Source organism: Clostridium sp. MSJ-8, assembly GCF_018918325.1.
Taxonomy (GTDB): Bacteria; Bacillota; Clostridia; order Clostridiales; family Clostridiaceae; genus Clostridium.
Window position 1 is genome coordinate 37,269 of sequence record NZ_JAHLQH010000040.1, and the last position, 20,899, is coordinate 58,167.

The 20,899-nt window shown below is 31.1% G+C and carries 14 protein-coding genes, 21 tRNA genes, 1 rRNA gene and 1 other annotated feature; of the genes, 32 read left to right on the forward strand and 4 right to left on the reverse strand.

All coding sequences use genetic code 11. The features are described 5' to 3' along the window. The first annotated feature begins 27 nt into the window (after positions 1–27). Entirely contained in the window at positions 28–744 is a 717-nt protein-coding gene (locus tag KQI77_RS08460) for a pseudouridine synthase (RefSeq protein WP_216390008.1), read from the forward strand. A 375-nt stretch (positions 745–1,119) separates the two neighbouring features. Beyond that, positions 1,120–1,318: a binding site (T-box leader), on the forward strand. Positions 1,319–1,429: 111 nt separating this feature from the next. Beyond that, complete coding sequence (gltX, locus tag KQI77_RS08465; protein ID WP_216390009.1) at positions 1,430–3,079, forward strand: glutamate--tRNA ligase; 1,650 nt, start codon at positions 1,430–1,432, stop codon at positions 3,077–3,079. A gap of 59 nt (positions 3,080–3,138) precedes the next feature. Here gltX and KQI77_RS08470 read toward each other — a convergent pair whose 3' ends face one another. Continuing rightward, positions 3,139–4,797: a glutamine--tRNA ligase/YqeY domain fusion protein gene (locus KQI77_RS08470; protein WP_216390010.1), complete on the reverse strand. Its 1,659-nt coding sequence runs from the start codon at positions 4,795–4,797 to the stop codon at positions 3,139–3,141. Between the two features lie 224 nt (positions 4,798–5,021). On the opposite strand from KQI77_RS08470, the gene pcrA reads away from it, so the two are divergent. Genes pcrA through KQI77_RS08485 form a run of 3 tightly spaced genes read left to right on the forward strand, consistent with a single transcriptional unit; the run spans position 5,022 to position 9,554 of the window. Then, complete coding sequence (gene pcrA / locus KQI77_RS08475; protein WP_216390011.1) at positions 5,022–7,268, forward strand: DNA helicase PcrA; 2,247 nt, start codon at positions 5,022–5,024, stop codon at positions 7,266–7,268. Between the two features lie 22 nt (positions 7,269–7,290). Further along, entirely contained in the window at positions 7,291–9,282 is a 1,992-nt protein-coding gene (ligA, locus tag KQI77_RS08480) for an NAD-dependent DNA ligase LigA (RefSeq protein ID WP_216390012.1), read from the forward strand. A gap of 2 nt (positions 9,283–9,284) precedes the next feature. After that, on the forward strand, positions 9,285–9,554 hold the full coding sequence (locus KQI77_RS08485) for a hypothetical protein (RefSeq protein ID WP_216390013.1): 270 nt from the start codon (positions 9,285–9,287) through the stop codon (positions 9,552–9,554). A gap of 162 nt (positions 9,555–9,716) precedes the next feature. Here the strand turns inward: KQI77_RS08485 and KQI77_RS08490 are convergent, their stop codons facing one another. Further along, positions 9,717–9,998: a hypothetical protein gene (locus tag KQI77_RS08490; RefSeq protein ID WP_216390014.1), complete on the reverse strand. Its 282-nt coding sequence runs from the start codon at positions 9,996–9,998 to the stop codon at positions 9,717–9,719. Between the two features lie 142 nt (positions 9,999–10,140). On the opposite strand from KQI77_RS08490, the gene KQI77_RS08495 reads away from it, so the two are divergent. Then, entirely contained in the window at positions 10,141–11,526 is a 1,386-nt protein-coding gene (locus tag KQI77_RS08495; RefSeq protein ID WP_216390015.1) for an ABC transporter substrate-binding protein, read from the forward strand. On the opposite strand, the gene KQI77_RS08500 is transcribed toward KQI77_RS08495, so the two are convergent. Continuing rightward, positions 11,523–13,088 (reverse strand): hypothetical protein, encoded by a 1,566-nt coding sequence (locus KQI77_RS08500; protein WP_216390016.1) that lies wholly within the window; start codon positions 13,086–13,088, stop codon positions 11,523–11,525. The genes KQI77_RS08495 and KQI77_RS08500 overlap by 4 nt on opposite strands. Positions 13,089–13,177: 89 nt before the next feature. On the opposite strand from KQI77_RS08500, the gene KQI77_RS08505 reads away from it, so the two are divergent. The 24 genes from KQI77_RS08505 (at position 13,178) to KQI77_RS08620 (ending at position 17,972) form a co-directional block, all read left to right on the forward strand. After that, positions 13,178–14,155 carry an AIR synthase family protein gene (locus KQI77_RS08505; protein ID WP_216390017.1) on the forward strand — a complete coding sequence of 326 codons (978 nt, stop codon included), beginning with the start codon at positions 13,178–13,180 and terminating at the stop codon, positions 14,153–14,155. 18 nt (positions 14,156–14,173) lie between these two features. Then, positions 14,174–14,920, forward strand: coding sequence for a ribonuclease PH (gene rph, locus KQI77_RS08510; RefSeq protein WP_216390018.1), 747 nt, complete (start codon positions 14,174–14,176; stop codon positions 14,918–14,920). After that, complete coding sequence (locus tag KQI77_RS08515; protein ID WP_216390019.1) at positions 14,920–15,525, forward strand: XTP/dITP diphosphatase; 606 nt, start codon at positions 14,920–14,922, stop codon at positions 15,523–15,525. The genes rph and KQI77_RS08515 overlap by 1 nt, the downstream gene beginning before the upstream one ends. A gap of 24 nt (positions 15,526–15,549) precedes the next feature. Further along, the gene (locus KQI77_RS08520) at positions 15,550–16,029 is read left to right on the forward strand and encodes a YfcE family phosphodiesterase (protein WP_216390020.1); all 480 of its coding nucleotides are present in this window, start codon (positions 15,550–15,552) and stop codon (positions 16,027–16,029) included. Positions 16,030–16,125: 96 nt separating this feature from the next. Beyond that, positions 16,126–16,201: transfer RNA gene (locus KQI77_RS08525), tRNA-Pro, on the forward strand. A 4-nt stretch (positions 16,202–16,205) separates the two neighbouring features. After that, positions 16,206–16,279 (forward strand) — tRNA-Gly (locus KQI77_RS08530). Positions 16,280–16,371: 92 nt separating this feature from the next. Then, positions 16,372–16,448: transfer RNA gene (locus KQI77_RS08535), tRNA-Arg, on the forward strand. Between the two features lie 5 nt (positions 16,449–16,453). Then, positions 16,454–16,529, forward strand: a tRNA-Pro gene (locus KQI77_RS08540). Between the two features lie 32 nt (positions 16,530–16,561). Beyond that, positions 16,562–16,636, forward strand: a tRNA-Gly gene (locus tag KQI77_RS08545). A gap of 6 nt (positions 16,637–16,642) precedes the next feature. Next, positions 16,643–16,716: transfer RNA gene (locus tag KQI77_RS08550), tRNA-Gly, on the forward strand. Positions 16,717–16,741: 25 nt separating this feature from the next. Further along, a tRNA-Arg gene (locus KQI77_RS08555) sits at positions 16,742–16,818 on the forward strand. Positions 16,819–16,824: 6 nt separating this feature from the next. Next, positions 16,825–16,900: transfer RNA gene (locus KQI77_RS08560), tRNA-His, on the forward strand. 5 nt (positions 16,901–16,905) lie between these two features. Then, positions 16,906–16,980, forward strand: a tRNA-Gln gene (locus KQI77_RS08565). A 5-nt stretch (positions 16,981–16,985) separates the two neighbouring features. Then, positions 16,986–17,061 (forward strand) — tRNA-Lys (locus tag KQI77_RS08570). 11 nt (positions 17,062–17,072) lie between these two features. Further along, positions 17,073–17,156: transfer RNA gene (locus KQI77_RS08575), tRNA-Leu, on the forward strand. Positions 17,157–17,190: 34 nt separating this feature from the next. Continuing rightward, positions 17,191–17,265: transfer RNA gene (locus KQI77_RS08580), tRNA-Gly, on the forward strand. Positions 17,266–17,271: 6 nt separating this feature from the next. Further along, a tRNA-Gly gene (locus tag KQI77_RS08585) sits at positions 17,272–17,345 on the forward strand. A 26-nt stretch (positions 17,346–17,371) separates the two neighbouring features. Then, a tRNA-Arg gene (locus KQI77_RS08590) sits at positions 17,372–17,448 on the forward strand. A gap of 4 nt (positions 17,449–17,452) precedes the next feature. Continuing rightward, positions 17,453–17,528, forward strand: a tRNA-Lys gene (locus KQI77_RS08595). A 9-nt stretch (positions 17,529–17,537) separates the two neighbouring features. Then, positions 17,538–17,613, forward strand: a tRNA-His gene (locus KQI77_RS08600). 4 nt (positions 17,614–17,617) lie between these two features. Then, positions 17,618–17,692: transfer RNA gene (locus tag KQI77_RS08605), tRNA-Gln, on the forward strand. Between the two features lie 4 nt (positions 17,693–17,696). Next, a tRNA-Lys gene (locus tag KQI77_RS08610) sits at positions 17,697–17,772 on the forward strand. A gap of 11 nt (positions 17,773–17,783) precedes the next feature. Then, a tRNA-Leu gene (locus tag KQI77_RS08615) sits at positions 17,784–17,867 on the forward strand. 31 nt (positions 17,868–17,898) lie between these two features. Beyond that, positions 17,899–17,972, forward strand: a tRNA-Gly gene (locus tag KQI77_RS08620). 171 nt (positions 17,973–18,143) lie between these two features. Here KQI77_RS08620 and KQI77_RS13010 read toward each other — a convergent pair. Beyond that, on the reverse strand, positions 18,144–19,940 hold the full coding sequence (locus tag KQI77_RS13010; protein WP_253289401.1) for a hypothetical protein: 1,797 nt from the start codon (positions 19,938–19,940) through the stop codon (positions 18,144–18,146). A 185-nt stretch (positions 19,941–20,125) separates the two neighbouring features. Between KQI77_RS13010 and KQI77_RS08630 the strand changes: the two genes are divergently transcribed. Further along, positions 20,126–20,199: transfer RNA gene (locus tag KQI77_RS08630), tRNA-Arg, on the forward strand. 497 nt (positions 20,200–20,696) lie between these two features. Beyond that, a 16S ribosomal RNA gene (locus KQI77_RS08635) occupies positions 20,697–20,899 on the forward strand; the annotation flags it as partial.

The following is a 20,899-nucleotide window of genomic DNA, read 5'->3' on the forward strand; positions in this document are numbered from 1 at the left end:
ATTTAATCAGATTAAGGAGTGATTATCATGGAGAGATTAGATAAGGTTATATCTAACTTAGGATATGGAAGTAGAAAAGAAGTAAAGGCAATGGCACGTAAGGGATTAATACAAGTAGATGGAGAAACTATCAAAGATAGTAGTATGTTAGTTGATCCAGAAGAGGCCAATATAGTTGTAAATGGTGAAGAAATATTTTATAGAGAATATATATATCTTCTTATGAATAAACCTGATGGAGTTATTTCTGCTACATATGATAGTAGAGAGGAAACAGTTATTGACCTTTTAGAAGTAGAACATCAAGTGTTTGAACCATTTCCTGTTGGAAGATTAGATAAAGATACAGTTGGACTATTGTTATTAACTAATGATGGTGAATTAAATCATAGACTAATATCACCTAAATATCATGTCGATAAGGTGTATTATGCAAAAATCGACAAAAAAGTAACAGAAGATGATGTTATAAAATTCAAAAAAGGTATAACAATAGATGATGGATATACATGTAAGGAAGCATTATTAAAGATATTAAGTGCTTCAGATGAAGGATCAGAGATAGAGCTTACTATACAAGAAGGTAAGTTCCATCAGGTTAAAAGAATGTTTGAAGCTGTAGGTAAGAAAGTTACTTATTTAAAGAGAATTTCATTTGGTGGAATCACATTAGATGAAGACTTAGAAGAAGGCGAATATAGAGAATTAACTCAAGAAGAATTAGATTTATTATATAAATATTAATTATTTTCAATGAATTTTTTAAATTTAATACATAAAAAATTCAATAAAAATATTGCAATATTTTAGTTAATAACATATAATATCTGTTGCGAGGATAAATAAAAGGAAAGAAATAGCCCCCTTTTTATTTATTGCTTATTGCTGAATGCGATCTAGCCCCAAGGATCGCATTCTTTTTTGTTTGTAGTAGATTGCAAATTTTTTAGGCCTCAATATATGATATGTAGGAGTTTTTTGAATATAAGTGTGTATAGTATTAACAAACTGTGCATAACTTGTATGAGCTTTGCTTATAGTTGTGGATAAATATTTACACTTCAAAAAGTCATTTACAAAAGTTAAGGGATTAGATATAATAAGGGAAGTATGAATAAATTATAGGCAGTGAAGAAGAAAAGTACATTTATTGAGTATTTCAGAGATTTAAGCATTAGGTGTGAGCTTAATATACAGATATTTGGAACAGAAGCTTTGGAGTCGTATGGGTCTCTCCCTTATAGAGAAGAGTGGAATAAGTTATTATGTACTTATTCAATTTAGGTGGTACCACGGAATATTAGTTTTCGTCCTATTATTAGGATGAGAACTTTTTTTAACGTCTAGGAAAGTATATAATTTTAGAGATTTTTAGATTATGCTTTCTAGCAAGATATGAAAATAATAAAATATAACATGAGGTGATGAAATGAGTTTAGAAAAATTAGCAGACATACTATTTCCAGAAGTAAATAATGAACCAGAATATTATCTAGCAAAATATCCAGAGAGAAATCTAAAGGAAGGTGCAGTAGTAACTAGATATGCACCTAGCCCAACTGGATTTCAACATATAGGTGGAATATTTACTGCATTAATTAATGAGAGATTGGCAAGTCAAACAGATGGTGTATTCTACTTAAGAATAGAAGATACTGATCAAAAGAGAGAGGTTAGTGGAGCAATAGAAGATACTATTCATACAATGAATAATTTCGGTATGAACTTTAGTGAAGGGATGATAGGTGAAGAGGAAGAAAAGGGAGCATATGGTCCTTATAAGCAAAGCTTAAGAAAAGATATATATCAAACATTTGCTAAGGATTTGGTTAAAAAAGGTTTGGCATATCCATGTTTTTGCTCTGCAGAAAAATTAACAGAAGTTAGAGAAAAGCAAATGTCTGAGAAGATTACACCAGGATATTATGGTGAATATGCAACATGTAGAAATATATCAGCAGAAGATGCAATTAAGAGAGTAGAAAATGGTGAAGAATATATTATAAGATTGAAGTCACCTGGTAAGATAGATAATAGAATAGAATTTCATGATTTAATTAAGGGTGATATATCTTTCCCAGAGAATAATCAAGATATAGTTATTATAAAATCAGATGGATTACCAACATATCACTTTGCACATGCAATAGATGATGCATTAATGCATACAACACATGTAATAAGAGGTGAAGAATGGTTATCATCATTACCTATACATCTTCAATTATTTGAGGTACTTGGATTTAAAACACCTGCTTATGCACATATTCCAACTATAATGAAGCAAGATGGTGGATCAAAGAGAAAGTTAAGTAAGAGAAAAGATGCTGAAAGTGCAGTAAGTTATTATAGAGAAGAAGGATATCCAACAGTATCAGTTATAGAATATTTATTAAATATAATTAATTCAACATACGAAGAATGGAGAGCTGAAAATCCTGATGCTGATTACCATGAATTCCATATAGCATTAGATAAGATGAGCAAGAGTGGAGCATTATTTGATATAGTAAAATTAAGTGATGTTAGCAAAAATGTAATATGTAAGATAAAAGCTAATGATGTTTATAATTACTATATAGATTGGGCTAAGGAATTTGATCCTAAAATGTATGAATTAGTTTCTGCTAATGAAGAAATGATGAAGAAAGTATTTAATATAGATAAAGAAGGACCTAAGCCAAGAAAAGACTTTGCTAAGTGGAGTGATGTAAAAGCAAAGATATTCTATTTCTTTGATGAATTATTTGATGCTGATAAAGATATAGAACTTCCAAAGAACTTAGATATGGAAGAGGCTAAGAATATAATAGTAGCTTATAAAGACAAATATAATTTTAACTTAGATAATGATACTTGGTTCAGTGAACTTAAGGAAGTAGCTGTAGAATTAGGTTATGCAACTGATAGAAAGAAATACAAGAAGAATCCAGAAGAATATAAAGGTATGGTATCAGATGTAGCAGGTGCAGTAAGAGCAGCAGTTACACATAGATCAAATACTCCTGATTTATATACAATAATGCAAATATTAGGAGAAGATAAAGTAAGAGAAAGATTTGAAAAGTTTATAAAATAAGATATTTAATATATTAAAAAGCCAGTTCCTAGGTTTTAGGAACTGGCTTTTAAGTTTTATTAACCTAATTTAAATGAACTCTTAAGTGATGCTATTCTGTTGAATACTAGATTATCTTCTGTAGATAATTTTGGATCAACATTGAAATATCCATGTCTAAATAATTGATATTTTTCATTACCTTTTGAACCTTTTACTGATGGTTCAATGAAACCTTTTAAGATTGTTAAGGAATTAGGATTAACTTGTTCTAAGAAATCTTTACCTATGTTTTCTTCAACATTATCTAATATTAAAGGTTCAAATAGTCTAAATTCAGCAGGAATTGCAGTTTGTGCATTTACCCAGTGTAGAGTTCCTTTAACTTTTCTTCCTGTAAATCCTGATCCACTTTTAGTTTCAGGATCATAAGTACAATGAATTTCTGTTACATTGCCTTCTGAATCTTTAATAACATCTGTACATTTAACAAAATATGCACCTTTTAATCTTACTTCATTACCTGGGAATAATCTGAAGTATTTTTTTGGTGGGTTTTCCATAAAATCTTCTCTTTCGATATATAATTCTCTAGAGAATACAACTTTTCTAGTACCAGCACTTTCATCATTTGGATTGTTTTCTATTTCTAATTCTTCAGTTTGACCTTCTGGATAATTAGTTATTATTAACTTAAGTGGATTAAGTATAGCCATTGCTCTTTTTGCTGTTGGGTTTAAATCTTCTCTAAGGAAGTATTCAAGCATTTGTTCATCTACTATAGAAGCAGACTTAGATACACCTATTTCCTTGCAGAAATTTCTTATAGATTCTGGTGTATAGCCTTTTCTACGAAGTCCTGATATAGTAGGCATTCTAGGATCATCCCAACCATCAACAAATCCATTGTCTACTAGAGCTTTAAGTTTTCTTTTGCTCATAACTGTATTAGTTATATTTAATCTTGCAAATTCGTATTGTCTAGGAACTGATTCCATCTCACATTCTGCAACAATCCAATCATATAATGGTCTATGATCTTCAAATTCTAGTGTACAAATAGAATGTGTTACACCTTCTATAGCATCTTCAAGTGGATGAGCAAAGTCATACATAGGATATATACACCATTTATCACCTGTATTGTGATGTGTAGAGTGAGCTATTCTGTATATAATAGGATCTCTCATGTTTATATTTGGTGAAGTCATATCTATTTTAGCACGTAGAACTTTTTCACCATCTTTGAATTCGCCATTTTTCATTCTTTCGAATAAATCTAGATTTTCTTCTACAGTTCTATCTCTATATGGACTATTTTTACCTGGAGTAGTTAATGTACCTCTATATTCCTTCATTTCTTCAGGTGTTAAATCGCATACATAAGCTTTGCCTTTTTTTATAAGAAGTAAAGCTTTTTCATACATAGTATCAAAGTAGTTTGATGCAAAGAATAAATTATCCCATTCAAAACCTAACCACTTAACATCTTCTTTTATAGATTCAACGTATTCAGTATCTTCTTTTACTGGATTAGTATCATCAAATCTAAGGTTAGTTTTTCCGCCAAATTCATCAGCAACTTGGAAATTAAGACATATAGATTTGGCATGACCTATATGTAAGTAGCCATTAGGTTCTGGTGGAAAACGAGTTATTACTTCTTTTACTCTACCGTTTTCTACATCGTCTTTTATGATATTTCTAATAAAATTAGAAGAACTTGATTCGTTTGTCATGATTAAAACCTCTCTTATTTTCTATGTGAATTTTAATTGTAATAATTATAATTTTAATGCAATAGACAACAAAAATAAAGATATTATTAATAAAAAAAGGTAAAATTAATATTTTATTCTTTAGTATAGGGTTATAGAATATATAACTATGGTAAAATATAAGTTATATAATGAAGTTTAATTTATGTTATAATTGTTTGAGTGTTTAGAGAGGATGTGTAGTTTTGGATTTAAAGAAACTTTTAAATAATGAACAATATGAAGGTGCAACAACAATAGATGGACCACTTCTTATATTAGCAGGGGCAGGCTCTGGTAAGACAAGAGTATTAACTCATAGAATAGCTCACATGGTAGAAGATATAGGCATTAAGCCATACAATATTCTAGCAATAACATTTACAAACAAGGCAGCAAGAGAAATGAAGGAGAGAGTAGAAGCACTTATAGGCGAAGAAGCAGAGAATATGTGGATATCTACATTTCATTCAACTTGTGTTAGAATTCTTAGAAGAGAGATAGAGAAGATAGGCTATAGAAGTAATTTTACTATATATGATTCTAGTGATCAAAAGACATTAGTTAAGGAATGCATGAAGGCATTAGATATTAATGATAAGGATATTCAAGAGAGAGAAATATTAGGCAAGATAAGTAGAGCAAAAGATAAACTTCAAGGACCTAATAGTTATAAGGAAGAAAATCAATATAACTTTCGTGAAAATAAAATAGCAGATGTTTATGTCATGTATCAAAAAAAATTAAAAGAGAATAATGCCATGGACTTCGATGATCTAATAGTTCGTACTGTAGATTTATTCAAGAAGAATCCAGATGTACTAGAATTTTATCAGAGAAAATTCAAATACATAATGGTTGATGAATATCAAGACACTAATAAGGCACAATATGAGTTAGTAAGGTTATTAGCACAAGCTAATAAAAATATATGTGTTGTTGGTGATGATGATCAATGTATATATGCATGGAGAGGTGCTGATATATCTAATATATTAGATTTCGAGAAGGATTATCCTAATGCGAAAGTTATAAAACTCGAAGAAAATTATAGATCAAAGGACAATATACTTCAAGCTGCTAATTCAGTAATTTCACATAATTCTAATAGAAAAAGTAAAGCTCTAAGAACAACTCAAGATGCAGGGGAGAAGATTAAGGTTTATAGAGCTTATGATGATAAAGCAGAATGTGACTTCGTAGCAAAAACTATAGCAGATATTAAAGCTAAAGAAGGAAAAAAGAATGAAGATTTTGCTATTCTATATAGAACTAATGCACAATCACGTTTGTTTGAAGAAGCATTTAGAAGAAGAGGAATTGCATATAAAATAGTAGGTGGTACTAGATTTTACGATAGAAAAGAAATAAAAGATATTTTATCATATCTAAAAGCTATTGTGAATCCACAAGATGATATAAGTATGAGAAGAATAATAAATGTTCCAAAGAGAAGCATTGGAGATGCGACAGTAGCCAAGGTTCAAGAATTTGCGGATAATTATGATATCAATTTATATGATGCATTATTAGAAGTTAGAGCAATTCCTACATTAAGCCCTAGAAATTGTACTTCTATAGAGAAATTTGTTAATATGATGGAGGAATTTGCAACAAAGAAATTAGAATTATCAGTATCACAACTTATAGAATTTGTCTTAGAAGATAGCGGATATATGGCGTCTCTAGAGAAATCTGGAGAGATAGAAGATAAGAGTAGGATAGATAACCTTAAGGAACTTGTATCTGATGCAGTTGAATTTGAAAAAAGTGAAACAGAGGATAAGAGTTTAGAGGCGTATTTAGAAAAAGTATCTCTAGTTCAAGACACTGACCAATTAGAAGAAGAAGATGGAGATGGTTCAGTAGTACTTATGACTGTTCATAGTGCGAAGGGATTAGAATTTCCTATAGTATTTATGGTTGGAATGGAGAATGGATTATTTCCTAGCCAAGGAGACATAGAGAAAGAAAGCCAGATGGAAGAAGCAAGAAGATTATGCTATGTTGCTATAACTAGAGCAAAGGAACAATTATATATAACTTCTGCAGAGATGAGGAGAGTATACGGAAGAATGGCTAGCTATAGCCAATCTGATTTCGTTCAAGAAATAAAAGCTAGTCAAAAGGAATATCTTAATGATAGAGTTACTAAGAACATTGGAAATAATGATGTTTTGGCGAAGAAGATGGCATACAATAATCCTTTTAGCTTGAGGTCTTCTATTTCATCAAATAAAAAGACAGTAGCTTCATCAGGACTAAATAATTCTAGAAGTTTTATTAGTAGTGATGAATATACTATGGGAAGAAAAGTTAAGCATTCAAAATTTGGAGTAGGTACTATAGTAACAGTACAAGATGTTAATGGGGATAAGAAATTAACTATTGCTTTTGATAAACAAGGAGTAAAGGTGCTAATGGCTTCTTTAGCAAATTTAGAATTGTTATAATAAAAGGAGAATGTAAGATTTTATGGACAATAAAAAAAGAATTGAAGAATTAGTTGAAGAATTAAATAGATATTCTTATGAATATTATACTCTTGATAATCCGACTGTAACCGATAAAGAGTATGACAAAAAATATGATGAATTAAAGAAATTAGAAGCACAAGAAAATTATGTGTTGCCATATTCTCCAACCCTTAGAGTAGGTGATGTTGTATTAGAAGGATTTAATAAGTATACTCACATGGGAAGATTATGGAGTTTAGATAAAGCTCAATCAGTATCTGAATTAGAAGAATGGCATAATAGAAATGTTAAGTTTGTACAAGAAATGAGAGCAAGAGGAGAGAATCTTCCTGATTTAAAATATATATTAACTAAAAAATTTGATGGATTGACTATTAATTTAACATATAATAATGAAGGAATCCTTCAAGTAGCAGCTACAAGAGGTACTGGTGAGATAGGAGAAGAAGTAACAGCACAAGTAAAGACTATAAAGTCTATTCCACTAAAGCTAAATACAACAGATGTATTTGAAGTTCATGGTGAAGCTGTTATGACTACTGAAGCATTTGAAGAGTACAATAGAACTGCCAAGGTTCCTCTTAAGAATTTAAGAAATGGTGCTGCAGGTGCCCTTAGAAATTTAAACGCGAAGGAAACAGCAAGAAGGAATTTGTCTGCATTTTTCTATGATATAGGTTATAAGGAAGGGGAGCAATTCACATCTTATAAGCAGATGATGAACTATATAAAGGAATTAGGACTTCCTGTAGATGAATATCTAAAGGAATGTTATACAATGGAAGATATAGAGAGAGAAATAGAATATATAAGGGATATTAGATTTGATCTTAATTATGATATAGATGGAATAGTTATAGCTATAGATGATATGAGAACTAGAGAGCTATTAGGCTATACCATTAAGTTTCCTAAATGGGCTATAGCCTATAAGTTTGAAGCTCAAGAGGCAACAACTAAATTATTAGATGTGGAATGGAATATAGGTAGAAGTGGAAGAGTAGCCCCTACAGCTATATTAGAACCAGTAGAACTTGCAGGAGTTACTGTTCAGAGAGCTACACTTAATAATATGGATGATATAGAGAGAAAAGGTGTTAAGATAGGAGCAGAGGTATTTGTTAGAAGATCTAATGATGTTATTCCTGAGATAATGGGGGTAGTAGAAGAATCATTAGAAGGAGCAAAAGATATTATTCCGCCTACTATATGTCCAGCTTGTGGTAGCCATTTAGTTCTTAATGGTGCTCATTATTTCTGCGAAAACACATTATCATGTAAACCTCAAATGGTTAAGAGTATAGTTCATTATGGTAGTAGAGAAGCTATGAATATAGAGGGATTTTCAGAGAAAACTGCAGAAGCGTTGTTTGAAAAATTAAATATAAAATCGATATCAGAATTATACACTTTAACTAAAGAACAATTACTTACATTAGATAAATTTGGGGATAAAAAAGCACAAAACTTATTAGATTCTATAGAGAAGAGTAAGAATTGTAAGTTGTATGCATTTATATATGCACTAGGTATTCCTAATGTAGGAGTTAAAACAGCAAAAGACATAGTGAATGAATTTAAGTCGTTAGATAATTTGAAGAATGCAACATTTGAGCAATTAGTTAATGTTCCTGATGTAGGTGATACTGTTGCAAATTGCATTATAGATTTCTTTAAAGAAGAGAAAGTGCTTAAGACTATAAATGAATTATTAGATCTAGGAGTTAATCCAATATATGAAGAAAGTGAAATTGTTGAGAGTATGTTCCAAGGTAAAACTGTAGTAGTAACAGGAACTCTTAATAATTATTCTAGAAGCTCAATAAAAGAAAAATTAGAAACTCTAGGGGCAAAGGTATCTGGTAGTGTAAGTAAAAAAACAGATTATGTACTTGCAGGGGCAGAAGCAGGTAGTAAATTAACTAAGGCAATAGATTTGGGTGTAAGTGTTATTTCAGAGGAAGAATTTGAAAATATGATAGGTGATTAAATATGAAAAAAATAATAAATGTAATAACAATAATATCAGCTATTATAACTAGTTTGGTTGTAATATGTACTTTTTTAACATCTTATCAATTTGTATATATAGATTTGATATTTAATTCTTATAAACCTATACAGATAAGCTTGGCTATAACTATGCTATTATTAGCAACAAATATGATTGTAGATGAACGAAAAGATAAAAAGCATTTTTCTGTATTATTCTGCATAGTAACTTCTATAGTACTTATTGTATCTATAGGTATAGTGAAATAAATATTATTAATGTCTATTAAAAATTGGCTGACAGTATGTTTATAATAAAATGTATTGTTAGCCAATTTTTGTATAAATTCCTTCTTATATAGAGTAAAAAAATATTATTAAAATAAATAAGATATATATCCTATCTATATTAATAATATTTATTAAAAACATCTATTTTTGTTTTTTATCAAAAGCTTTTACATTTTCATAATTAGGTGGTTCTTCATCAATAAAATCTAATTCAGATAGGTCAAAGTCTTCTGAACAATCATCATTAAATCCCATAGAAGATAATGAATCTAATTTCTTATATATCTTGTGTAAAATATAATTTCGGTATTTTAATTGACGGAAAGCTTGAAGTGCTACTACGAAAAGCCATATACCTATAAAAGTAAATGTAAGCATAAAGATTATTCCTATTACACAGGTCATTCCATATAATATATTCATAATAAGGTCCTCCTACATTAATTTAATATAATTATAGCATAAAAAAATAATCGCCTAAAGATTAAAAATAATATTGTAATATTGAATAATATAGATTAAATATGGAAATAATTAAAATATTGATAAATAAGGAGATAATGTCATGAAGAAGATAATTTTTTCTGTATTAGGATTTATTTTTATAATGTTATTTTTGCTTGGAATAATTACAGAGAATAAGGGAGAGATAGGAGTATCGGCAGGAGAAGGAATAGTTTATTCATTAGATGAGATTCCATCTGATTATCAGAAAGTATCTCAATTATCTATAAGACAGAAAGATATTATATGTGCTATATCCAAGGGGTTAGTGAGTATGGATTTAGATGAGAATATTTATTGTGAACTAGCAGAAGATTATTCTATAAGTGATGATGGAATAGAATATACATTTGATATAAGAGAGGATATATATTGGAGTGATGGAAGTAAGATAACATGTGAAGATATTATTGATTTTTTTAAGGAAGTTATAAAGCTAGAAGATGAAGAGGATATAACAGCACTTTTAGATGTATATGGAGCTAGAAATTACAGAAATGGATATACGTCTTTTAAGGATGGTGTAGCGATGCAGTGCTTTGGTAACACTATTAAGATAAGACTTAATAAGAAAAATGATAATTTTATATATGAACTTGCAAAACCTCAATATAGATTAAAGAAATCTCTTTTATTATGGAACGATTTAAAGAAATATTATTCAGATATAAAATATAGTGGAGATTATACTATTAAGTATATGTCGGATTCTAGTGTTCAATTGAATGGAAACCAAACAATAACATTTACAAAGGATGAAAATAGTGAGGTGGCTATTGCAGCATTTGAATTAGGTAAAAGGGATATAGTTCCTAATGTTGGAGAGTCTGCTATAAATAAATTAAGCAAACACAATAAATTGTTAACAATAAGATCTGATACTGGATTATATATGTATATGAACAAAGATCTATCATTAGACAAAAAGAAAAATATGTTTAAAAAGGTTTATGATGTATTTAAGACATATTTTGAAGAACATAATAATGAATTTTCTTTATTAGAAGGACGTTATATGTATGTACCTCAAGAGAATATAGAGGTACTTCAAGATAGAAAGGTAATTATAAATTCAACAGATATTTATGATAATAATATAGAAATATACACTGATAATTCATCTATCCAAAAGTATTTAAAAGATAGTAATGAAATAAAATTAAAGACTATGGATACAGAAAAGCTACTTCATAATATATCATCAGATAATTATGAAGTAGCCATAATAGAACTTAAAAATAATTCTATAAGTAATAATAAATTTTTTGAAGATGCATTATCTATATATCCATATATAGATAGTGTAGGAGATTATACTATAGTTGAAGATGAACTATTTAATAACTATTATATAATGCCTTTAATTATATATAATTGTAATGTTGCAATTTCAAATGAAGCAATAATAAAAGAAATAGATTACTATGGAAATATATATTTTAATTAATTTGTATTATCGTTGATAGTTTCACAAATGCTAGAGGAGGAATTATTTGATTCATTATCAGGAAGTTCAATATTATCTTCAGTAGTAGAAGTATCTATAGAGTTAACAATATTAGCATTATTTTCAATAGAAATATCAGTAGTTGTGGAATTTTCTGTAGGGGAGTCTAAGAATCCCATTTGAGTAGAATAATAATCTCTAAAGTAATGAATAATATAGAAAAATATTAACATGTTTTTTTCGCTATCGAAGGATTGCTTAGGCGAAGTAAATGATTTTTTCTTTCTAGAGTAAGTAATGTATTTATTAAATACATTAGCAACTTTAGAGTTAGTATCTACTATAGTATCTGATCTGAAGAAAGATTCTTCTATCATATCAGAAGAGTGCATTGATAACTTTCTGTATCGTTCAGCTTCATCTAGAGTAGGGGCTTTAGGCCAACTTAATATAATACCAGAATTAACAATTAGATTTTTATATATAGAAGTAATCATATTTTTATGAGTAATATTTGAAGTATTTGGATTATACCTTAATAGTGCTAAAAAATAAAAGCATATTTCATCTGCAGAGTATTTAATTTCCTTTTTATTAGAAGTTTTAGTAAATATACAATTTGAAGAATCATATATGCCTTCTAAAGAATTAACTATTTCTTCGCCTTTATCCTTAAAATATATAATGTCAGTATGTTTATATGATTCAAGAAGATTTAGAGCAAGAAGTGAAGTGTTTGTTATATCTGATGATAGATAATCTTTACTTTCATATTTGCTTATCATAAAATCACTTAAATCTATTATTAAATCTTTGCATGCATCTTCCTGCCTATAATCACATAGGATATTAAAACACAATAATAACAAACAACCATCTTCAAAAGAGACATTATACAGTTCTTCTTTTGAATTAATAAACATGTCAAGTATCTGTGAAGCAAAATCTTCATATTCATTACTTATAGAGTCATCTCTATAATACATAGAAAATAAAAAATAAGCGTTCATCATAAAAGCTTGATTAGGAAATTTGAATCCTTTTTCGGTATCAATTATTTTACATTCTTTTACAGAGTTATCACCTATATTTTTTCGTTCTATAAATACTCCTTCATAATTTCTAAGATTATTACTATAGAATTCTAGTTGCTTTTTGGACAATAAGTAATAAGGCTTATCCATACTAGGCATGTTTTTACATAGTCTTGGATAGTTGGAATAATAATCTGACAATTCTAGTATTGATAACGTAAAAAGCGCATTAGTAAAAGGAACTATTGTTTTTTTAAATGTATTTTCATCGAATCCTAAGTTTTCTTTACTACGAATAAAAGAAGGTGATGATTTTTTGTATACACATAATAGTGGAGAAAAATTACTTAGTGTGCTAATATCTTTTGTAGGATGATTTTTTTTTGAAGATCTAAAGGAGGATGTTATACCACATCTAGATGATAAAGCAATTGTTTTTATAGCTTCTTTAGATAGATGAAATAGCTGACCGTAGATGTTTTCTTGGGATAAGCTATTCATTCTAAAAAAGGGTCCGATATATTTCAATATAATTCACCTCGTATTATTTTATTATATTAATAATATGAGTAAAATAAAAAAATAGTGCACAAAATCAAATTTAGGGGAGTTTTTTTATGATCGAAGGAAAATTAGATTTTGAAGATTTACGTGAGATAATTTTAAATAGTAGAAAAGTAAAAAGAGAAGAAGTTAAGGTAAGAAATGATGTGGGAGAAGATTGCAGCATAATTAATTTTGGAAATTGTGATGCGGTTTTTTCTACTGATCCCATAACAGGTTCTTGTAATAATATAGGAAAATTAGCAGTACAGATAAATTGTAATGATATTGCATCAGCTGGAGCAGAAGCAGTAGCACTTTTAGTTACTATACTTGCACCTCCTTCTAGTTCTTTAGAAGATATTAAAAGTGTAATGGAGGAGCTTAGTAGTGAAGCTAAGAAGATGAATGTAGAAGTTATAGGTGGACATACAGAGGTAACATCTGCTGTTAATAGACTTATAGTTTCAATAACTGTAATAGGTAAATGTGCAGAAGGAAAATCAGTAAATACATCTGGAGCACAAGTTGGAGATGATATAATAGTAACTAAGAATATAGGCTTGGAAGGCACATGTATAATAATTAATGATAATGAAGAGAGAGTACATAATATACTATCTTCAGAGGAAATCTCACAAGGAAAATCATTAATAGAAGATATATCTGTTATGGAAGAATCAAAAATTGCAACTACAGTAGGTGTTAATTCTATGCATGATATTACAGAAGGAGGATTGCTTGGAGCTTTATTTGAGGTGGCATTAGCATCTAATACAGGATTTATAGTAGATGAAGATAAGATACCTATGTTAGATATAACAAAAAAAATATCAAATGAATTTAAAATTAATCCTTTAAGATTAATATCATCAGGTAGCATGCTTATAACAACTCCTGTAGGAGAAGAGTTAGCTAAAAAACTTGAAGAGGTAGGTATAAAAGCTACTTTAATAGGTAAAATAACAAAATCAAGAGGAATATTAATCAGAGAAGGAAAAGAAGTAGAGGTAGAAGCACCAAAGACTGATGAATTGTTTAATTTAAAATAAATGAAAGGTGATAAAAAAATGAGAGTTGATGGTAGAAAAAATGACCAAATAAGAAGTGCAAAAATTACTAGGAATTTTACAAAATATGCAGAGGGATCAGTATTTATAGAAGTAGGAGATACAAAGGTATTATGTAATGTTTCAGTTGAAGAAAAGGTACCTCCTTTTCTAAAAGGATCAGGAGAAGGATGGATAACAGCTGAATATAATATGTTACCTAGATCAACAGAAACTAGAAAGGTTAGAGATATAGCAAGATTAAAGATAGATGGAAGATCTATGGAGATACAGAGACTTATAGGCAGAGCTTTAAGATCTGTAGTTGACCTAAAGGCCTTAGGAGAAAGAACATTATGGATAGATTGTGATGTTATACAAGCAGATGGAGGAACTAGAACTACAGCTATATCAGGAGCTTTTATTGCATTAGTAGATGCAGTAAACAAATTACACAAAAATAAACCTTTTAAAGTATATCCAATTAGAAATTTTCTTGCAGCCACTAGTGTAGGAATTGTTCATGATGAAAAATTATTAGATTTATGCTATATAGAGGATTCTAATGCAAAAGTTGATATGAATGTTGTTATGACAGATGAAGGAAAGTTTGTAGAGGTTCAAGGAACAGGTGAAGAAAGCCCATTTAGTAGAGATGATTTAAATGAATTATATGATTTGGCTGAAAAGGGCATAAAACAAATGATTCATATTCAAAAAGAAGCGTTGAAAATGGATGCGTTATGGATAGGAACTGGAGGAAATTAATGAAAAAGGTAATATTAGCAAGCAACAATCAAAAAAAAGTATCAGAGATAAAAGAAATACTAAAAGGAATAGAGGTAAAATCTCTTAAGGATGAAAATATATTTATTGATGTAGTAGAAGATGGTAATACATTTGAAGAAAATTCAAAGAAAAAGGCAACAGAAATAGCTAAATATCTAAAAGAAAAAGGAGAGAAGGAATTTGTTGTCATGGCAGATGATTCAGGATTATCTGTTGATTATTTAAATGGTGCACCAGGAATATATTCTGCTAGATATGCAGGAGAGCATGGGAATGACTCTTTAAATAATAAAAAGCTACTAGAAGAATTAAAAGGTGTTCCGTTAGAAAAAAGAGAGGCATCTTTTATTTGTTTTATATCTATAGTGAATGATAAGGGAGAATATATAGGTATAAAAGGAGAAGTTAGAGGAACAATATTAGAAGAGCTAGAGGGAGAAGAAGGTTTTGGATATGATCCTTTATTCTATTATGCACCATATAAGAAGACATTTGCACAAATGAGCAGTGAAGAGAAAAATAGAATAAGCCATAGAGGAAGAGCTCTTGATGAACTAAAAAGGAGAATAGAAGAAGTACTATAAAATAAAAGAATGGAGAAGAATGTTATGAGAATAGCAGTTATTAGCGATACTCACAGGGATCCTAAGACTCTGGAGATATGTAAGGAATATATTAAAGACTTTGATTGTGTTATACATTTAGGCGATAATACTGACGACGGTGAGTATATTACTGAAGATTTTTCAGGAAGTGTATATATAGTTAAAGGAAACTGCGATTATGGGAAGAAGTGGCCTAAGGATCAAGTGATAGATATAGAAGAAATACGTATATTAGCAACTCATGGGGATATGTATAATGTTAAAATGGGAATGAATAATCTATATTATAGGGCAAGAGAGGTAGAAGCTAATCTTGTTTTGTTTGGGCATACTCATGTGAGTTCATTAGAAGAGTATAATGGAATTACATTTATGAATCCTGGAAGTATCTCTATGCCTAGAAGCAGTAGAGGAGGATTTATAGGAGTAATAGAGTTAGATAATGGCAAGTTATCAGATATATACCTAGAGAAAATCACTTAAAAATAAAAAAAATAAAAAAAATTTAAAAAAGGTATTGACGAATCTTTGGTCGTAATGTAGAATAGTCATTGTCGTTGCGAGGTAATTAAACAACCTCGGGGTGTGGCGCAGATGGGAGCGCGCGTGGTTTGGGACCATGAGGTCGCAGGTTCGATCCCTGTCACCCCGACCAACATGCGGGTGTAGCTCAATGGTAGAGCCCTAGCCTTCCAAGCTAGTTACGTGGGTTCGATTCCCATCACCCGCTCCACATAAAAAGAAGTAAAAATTCTTCTTGACAAATGTGGCGAGATAGAATAAAATAATATTCGTTCTCTGATAATAATTGTTTGAGTAACACAAGCGTCTTTAGCTCAGCTGGATAGAGCAACGCCCTTCTAAGGCGTGGGCCAGGAGTTCGAATCTCTTAAGACGCACCATTTATCGGGGTGTGGCGCAGATGGGAGCGCGCGTGGTTTGGGACCATGAGGTCGCAGGTTCGATCCCTGTCACCCCGACCATATAAAATTAAATATTTTATAAAACATATTATGCGGGAGTGACTCAATGGTAGAGTGTCACCTTGCCAAGGTGAAAGTTGCGGGTTCGAGTCCCGTCTCTCGCTCCATGATATGCGGGTGTAGCTCAATGGTAGAGCCCTAGCCTTCCAAGCTAGTTACGTGGGTTCGATTCCCATCACCCGCTCCACATAAAAGCTAAATGCTTTTATAATGCGTCTTTAGCTCAGCTGGATAGAGCAACGCCCTTCTAAGGCGTGGGCCAGGAGTTCGAATCTCTTAAGACGCACCAGTTATGGTGAATGTAGTTCAGTTGGTAGAGCGCCAGTTTGTGGCACTGGTTGTCGTGGGTTCGAGTCCCATCGTTCACCCCATATACAGGGATATCGCCAAGCGGTAAGGCACCAGATTTTGATTCTGGCATTCGTAGGTTCGAATCCTGCTATCCCTGCCATTTAAGGTTCACTAGCTCAGTCGGTAGAGCACTTGACTTTTAATCAAGGTGTCTGGGGTTCGATTCCCCAGTGAGCCACCATTTAAAAATATGCAGATGTGGCGGAATTGGCAGACGCACTAGACTTAGGATCTAGCGCCTTTGGCGTGGGGGTTCGACTCCCTTCATCTGCACCATTTTTAAGTGATAAAAACATAATAAGTATATTATGCGGGAGTGACTCAATGGTAGAGTGTCACCTTGCCAAGGTGAAAGTTGCGGGTTCGAGTCCCGTCTCTCGCTCCATAATATGCGGGTGTAGCTCAATGGTAGAGCCCTAGCCTTCCAAGCTAGTTACGTGGGTTCGATTCCCATCACCCGCTCCATATAAAAGTAATATATCTTTTATAATGCGTCTTTAGCTCAGCTGGATAGAGCAACGCCCTTCTAAGGCGTGGGCCAGGAGTTCGAATCTCTTAAGACGCACCATTATGCGCCATTAGCTCAGTTGGTAGAGCACCTGACTCTTAATCAGGGTGTCCCCGGTTCGAACCCGTGATGGCGCACCATTTTTTTTGGTGAATGTAGTTCAGTTGGTAGAGCGCCAGTTTGTGGCACTGGTTGTCGTGGGTTCAAGTCCCATCGTTCACCCCATCGTAGGGATATCGCCAAGCGGTAAGGCACCAGATTTTGATTCTGGCATTCGTAGGTTCGAATCCTGCTATCCCTGCCATTAAGGTTCACTAGCTCAGTCGGTAGAGCACTTGACTTTTAATCAAGGTGTCTGGGGTTCGATTCCCCAGTGAGCCACCATTTAAAAATATGCAGATGTGGCGGAATTGGCAGACGCACTAGACTTAGGATCTAGCGCCTTTGGCGTGGGGGTTCGACTCCCTTCATCTGCACCATTTTTAAATAACAAAATATAATATATGATATGCGGGTGTAGCTCAATGGTAGAGCCCTAGCCTTCCAAGCTAGTTACGTGGGTTCGATTCCCATCACCCGCTCCATAAGAAAGACTTGCAAATAAATGCAAGTCTTTTTACATTATATGAAATTATATAAAGATAATTATATTAAATAAAAGCGTTAAGTGAAATAAGAAACGGGACAATTTATAAAAAAAGATTAATTACAAAAATTCATAAAAAGTATTTGTAATTAATCTTTTTTAGATAATATTAGTTTATTGCTTTTCCGTTTACATATAAAGTATATCCATTGAAATCAATATTACTATTGCTGGAATCAGAATTATTTAAAGTAGTGATATAGCTATCGCCTGTTAATTTGATTTTAGAAGTTTTGTCGAGTGTTAAAGTAATTGACTTAGCAGTGTTATCACCATTTATAGTTCCTTCATAATAAGAATTAGTTTTCATAGTCATATCTAAAGTTGATATTGAATCAATTACTATATTGCCTGTTGCAGTTTGATTAGTCATGTTTAATGAAACAATACCACCATTAGAACCACTATTTCCCCAAGAATCCTTTTGTGCTCTTAAGAAATTTTCATCAGAATCATTATTAACTATAGAGTTGTTTGTTAGATTTATAGTAGCTGTTGTATTAGTAATATAGAATGAGTCCCCGTTATTAGTAGTGATTTTACTGTCTTTTGCAGTAAATTCTGAAACCCCATCTGCTGCATCTCCACTCATTGATTGATATAAGAATATATTTTTATATGTTGTAGATTGACCATTTAATTTATTGTTTGTATCTGTTAAGTTGACATTATCTAAAGAAACAGAATTTTTACCTTCAATGACAATACCTTCAGAGGCTTTAGCTACTAATGTTGCATTACTGACGTTTATATTAGCTGTTGAATATACTGTTGGTGAACCTTGACCTGTAGTAGTATATGTTCCACCATCAACTGTAACTGTTCCACCTCCACGGTCTGTTCTTATTGCAGCTGAAGATGTTCCAGAAGTGTTTATAGTTAAGTTATAAGCATTCATAATTCCACCACCAGTAGTCATAATTCCACCTGAATTATCTTTTGAAGTAGTTATTTTTGAATCACTTATAGTTACTGTTGTTTCATCACTTGAAGAATTATTTGTAGTAGCTGATCCACCATAACAGAATACACCATTTGCACCTGTTGCATCAGTTGTTACAGTGATATTTTTTAAAGTTAAATTAGCACCATCTTTTGCAAGTATTGCTGAGTTTATTCCGTAGAAACTTGTATTATCACCACCATCAGAATCACCTGTTTTATTTACAGTTATATTTGACATGTTTACAGTATTATCACTATCTATTAATAATGCATTTTCATCAGCAGTTGTAGATTCGTATGAGCCACTTGTTATTGTATCATCACTTTTTATTTCATTGCTTGAAGAATAAGTAATGGGTGAACTGTCATTACCTCCAAAGTTATCTGGTTTTCCTTGTGTAACGGTATCAGAGCTTAAAAAGAATTTAGTTGCAATTATACTATCTGTGTAAGTTAAACCTGAAGTTAGTATAATGATAATTAATATAGAAGCAATTATTTTTTTGCTAGATTTAAATGTTTCTTTGAATGTCTTTTTGTTAAATGAAGACATTACAAGATATACTAATAAAATAGATGAAATAAAAGCTTCAGTTCCAAATGCTATATAGTAACCATAAGATAGAGAAGAGTTATTGTTATCGTTTGGCATTCCACCAGAAGGGGCATTATTATCTTCACCATCTGTTTTTTCTGGTGGTTCTCCCATATTGTCATTAGTTGGTTTGTTAGTGTCAGTACTATTTGAATTGTTATTTGCATTAGTTGTTTCATCAGAAGTATTTTGTGAATTTTCATTAGGCATATCTGGTGGAGCACCATTTTCTCCTTGCATTTGAGGAGCACCGCTATTCATAGAAGTAGCAATATGATTTTTGGCATAATTCATAGTGAAAAACATAGAAGTGCACATTATACATATAAAAACAATCATTATAATATTTTTAATTTTTCTTTTCAATTTAAACATCTCCTTAATAATTGAGTAAAGTTATGTTTTGTTATATTTAATAACTCTTTTCTCTATAGCTATATATTAATATTTATTTATTAAATGAAACTTAAAAAAAGTAAAAACAAGTTTCACAATACATTGTGAGTTGTAGTCAAGTAAAATATCGTATATAATTGTTATAACTGATATATATTCCTATAACTCAGCTGGATAGAGTGCAGGACTTCGAATCCTGAAGTCGTGGGTTCGAATCCCACTAGGAATGTCCTAAACCAAGTAATAGTACCATTTCTATAATGTTAGAAGGGTGCTATTTTTTATAGAATAATATAATTAGGATGAATTAGAAGTTAGCATAAATAAGGTTAAACCAAAGCTTTTTGAAAACAATATTAATTTCTGTTTTTATTTTTACTTTGCGAAAACATAGCCTGGAGTGTCAATATAATAAAAAAAGGCGAAAAATAAAGAATAAGATAGATAATGCAAAGATATTTTGAAAAAATGGCTATATTATAATAATCACAATGTATTTTATGGTGGTAAGATAAAACACGTCGCTGAGGCAGACAAGTAATGACGAATAAAACTAAAGAAAAAAAGTTTTTCAAAAAAAGTTGTTGACAAGTGTCTGATGAGGTGATAAGATAGAGAAGTCGCTTGAGGGCGATAGGATATGATCTTTGAAAATTGAACAGAATGATAAATTAAGAACCAGCAATTCTTTATGAGTAAGTTTTAGAGCTATTATTGATTAAACTTTTTATTGAGAGTTTGATCCTGGCTCAGGACGAACGCTGGCGGCGTGCCTAACACATGCAAGTCGAGCGATGAAGCTTCTTCGGAAGTGGATTAGCGGCGGACGGGTGAGTAACACGTGGGCAACCTACCTCATAGTGGGGAATAGCCTCTCGAAAGGGAGATTAATACCGCATAAGATCGTAGTTTCGCATGAAACAGCGATA

Excerpts from the sequence above, each read along its gene's own strand:
- KQI77_RS08460 (WP_216390008.1), top strand. The coding sequence starts at position 28 with ATGGAGAGATTAGATAAGGTTATATCTAACTTAGGATATGGAAGTAGA.
- gltX (WP_216390009.1), top strand. The coding sequence starts at position 1,430 with ATGAGTTTAGAAAAATTAGCAGACATACTATTTCCAGAAGTAAATAAT.
- KQI77_RS08470 (WP_216390010.1), bottom strand. The coding sequence starts at position 4,797 with ATGACAAACGAATCAAGTTCTTCTAATTTTATTAGAAATATCATAAAA.
- ligA (WP_216390012.1), top strand. The coding sequence starts at position 7,291 with ATGGACAATAAAAAAAGAATTGAAGAATTAGTTGAAGAATTAAATAGA.
- KQI77_RS08485 (WP_216390013.1), top strand. The coding sequence starts at position 9,285 with ATGAAAAAAATAATAAATGTAATAACAATAATATCAGCTATTATAACT.
- KQI77_RS08490 (WP_216390014.1), bottom strand. The coding sequence starts at position 9,998 with ATGAATATATTATATGGAATGACCTGTGTAATAGGAATAATCTTTATG.
- KQI77_RS08495 (WP_216390015.1), top strand. The coding sequence starts at position 10,141 with ATGAAGAAGATAATTTTTTCTGTATTAGGATTTATTTTTATAATGTTA.
- KQI77_RS08505 (WP_216390017.1), top strand. The coding sequence starts at position 13,178 with ATGATCGAAGGAAAATTAGATTTTGAAGATTTACGTGAGATAATTTTA.
- rph (WP_216390018.1), top strand. The coding sequence starts at position 14,174 with ATGAGAGTTGATGGTAGAAAAAATGACCAAATAAGAAGTGCAAAAATT.
- KQI77_RS08515 (WP_216390019.1), top strand. The coding sequence starts at position 14,920 with ATGAAAAAGGTAATATTAGCAAGCAACAATCAAAAAAAAGTATCAGAG.
- KQI77_RS08520 (WP_216390020.1), top strand. The coding sequence starts at position 15,550 with ATGAGAATAGCAGTTATTAGCGATACTCACAGGGATCCTAAGACTCTG.